2 protein-coding genes are annotated in these 2,366 nt (G+C 32.0%); one reads left to right on the top strand and one right to left on the bottom strand.

Going from position 1 to position 2,366, the window contains the following annotated elements; translation table 11 throughout:
- Window positions 1-1,149 (bottom strand): porin (locus U9R42_10070; protein ID MEA3496367.1); only part of this gene is annotated, 1,149 nt, incomplete at its 3' end.
- A gap of 174 nt (window positions 1,150-1,323) precedes the next feature.
- Between U9R42_10070 and U9R42_10065 the strand changes: the two genes are divergently transcribed.
- On the top strand, window positions 1,324-2,366 hold a 1,043-nt coding region (locus tag U9R42_10065), incomplete at its 3' end, for an SBBP repeat-containing protein (protein ID MEA3496366.1).

Raw genomic sequence — 2,366 nt, 5'->3', positions numbered from 1 at the left:
AATGTAATTTGCAATAATTTTTGTTGCAGGATTTAAATACCAATTCACTCCCATAGCAATATCATGTAATTTACCACCCTTTATATCCTTACTGTTTAGGTCAATTGACGAATATCGTAAAGCTAATTCCCATGCACCTATTCCGTTTTTGCCATTTCCAACATTATTTTTTGGATAAGTTCTTCCAACAGGAGACAAAGCACTTTTGTAGCTCTTATGCTCGCCTGTAAGGTAAAAACCTACCTGCCCGTACAATGCTGAAAAGGAATAATCATCTTTTGTGCCTCTATCAACGGAGGATATTGTATATTCCGATTGAAAGCTAAAAGAACCTAATACCAAATATGCTTCAGTTCCAATTAAATTTAAGTTGGAAATAAAATCAATATCATTAGTGTTAAGATAAGTGTTGCATAGATGCGATTCCGGTTTTGATTTAATATTATAAACATCATCGATAATTCTTAAACTATATGAGCTACCTAAATGCAAATACTTAGTTTTATTTTCATTAACAAATGCTAAAGCAGTTAATCTTGATGTAAAATTATAATCATAACTATTTAATGGATTACCTTGTTTATCGGAATTAAAGAAAACTCCTGTTTGAAAAGATATTTTTTTATCTAAAAAATTATTATGAATCATAACTCCTGTGCTTCTGGTGTTAGCAAATCCCGTATGCAAGGAATTTTCCATAAACAAAACATTTTTACTACTCGTAATTACATCAAAACGAAAGGGTTCTTTAAAATGACCAAATCTAATATTTCCAAGTAAAGGTATGTCTGTCATTTCAATAAATACATCTTTTAAGACAACTTCTCCTCCGTCAAAACTTAATTGAACTTTATATTTAATATTATTATAAATTTGTCCTGAATTATAAAACCAAATTTTTCTGAATTCAGCTCCGGGCTTTAATTCTCCAAAATTACTTTCCATTGAATCATCTTGTGAAAATATAGCCCAGTCAGTCATTAAACGACCGCCAAATTTTAGTTTGAATTGCCCATCATCACTACTAAATTTATAAGTGTTATCCCATTCTGAATTGAATTTACTTTGCCCAAATACATTTACCAATAAAAATGATATGAACACAATCAACAAAAAAGTTTTTAACAATATATTTTTAGTTTTTTTCATAAATCCATTTCTATCATTTTTTATATCAAATAATATTTGTTATGCAAAAATAATGAATAGAAAAAGTATTAAACTAAATATTATTGTAAAAAATATTGTACTTTTGGTCTATTCAATGAAATATGATAAATGATGTTTATAAATCAATATTTAATAATCTAAAAATTTTACATTATGAAAAAAATTTATGTAGCAATACTATTTCTCATTTTATCACAATTAACTATAGCCCAAAACCATAAACTTGAATGGGCAAAACAAATAAGAGGAACTTATAATGATGAGGGGAATTCCATTACAACAGATGCCGCTGGCAATGTTTATACAACAGGTTACTTTAGCGGAACAGCAGACTTTGACCCGGGAACCGGAACCACCAATTTAACTTCTGCAGGTATTTATGATATTTTTATTCAAAAATTAGATCCTGCCGGAAATCTTTTATGGGTAAAAAAAATGGGCGGAACTTCTAATGATTACGGTTCCTCCATTACAACAGATGCCACTGGCAATGTTTATACCATAGGTACCTTCCGTTATATTGTAGATTTTGACCCGGGAGACGGAACCACCAATTTAATTTCTGCTGGTTATTCCGATATATTTATTCAAAAATTAGATTCTGCAGGAAATTTTTTATGGGCAAAACAAATGGGCGGAACTTCTCATGATTACGGTTCCTCCATTACAACAGATGCCACTGGCAATGTTTATACAACAGGTTACTTTAGCGGAACAGCAGACTTTGACCCGGGAACCGGAACCACCAATTTAACTTCTGCAGGTCGTGATGATATTTTTATTCAAAAATTAGATCCTGCCGGAAATCTTTTATGGGTAAAAAAAATGGGCGGAACTTCTCATGATGACGGCTACTCTATTACAACAGATGTCGCTGGCAATGTTTATACAACAGGTTCATTTATAGGAACAGCAGACTTTGACCCGGGAGCAGGAACCACCAATTTAACTTCTGCTGGTTATTACGATATATTTATTCAAAAATTAGATTCTGCCGGAAATCTTTTATGGGCAAAACAAATGGGCGGAACTGATTATGATGTGGGGCATTCCATTACAACAGATGCCACTGGCAATGTTTATACAACAGGTCAATTTAAGGAAACAGTAGATTTTGACCCAGGAACCGGAACCTCCAATTTAACTTCTGCTGGTTATTACGATATATTTATTCAAAAATTAGATTCTGCCGGAAA

This window comes from Bacteroidota bacterium (assembly GCA_034723125.1).
In the GTDB taxonomy this organism is placed as follows: domain Bacteria; phylum Bacteroidota; class Bacteroidia; order CAILMK01; family JAAYUY01; genus JAYEOP01.
Note: the sequence above shows the minus strand (reverse complement) of the source record. Positions and strands in the feature narration are given on the sequence as shown.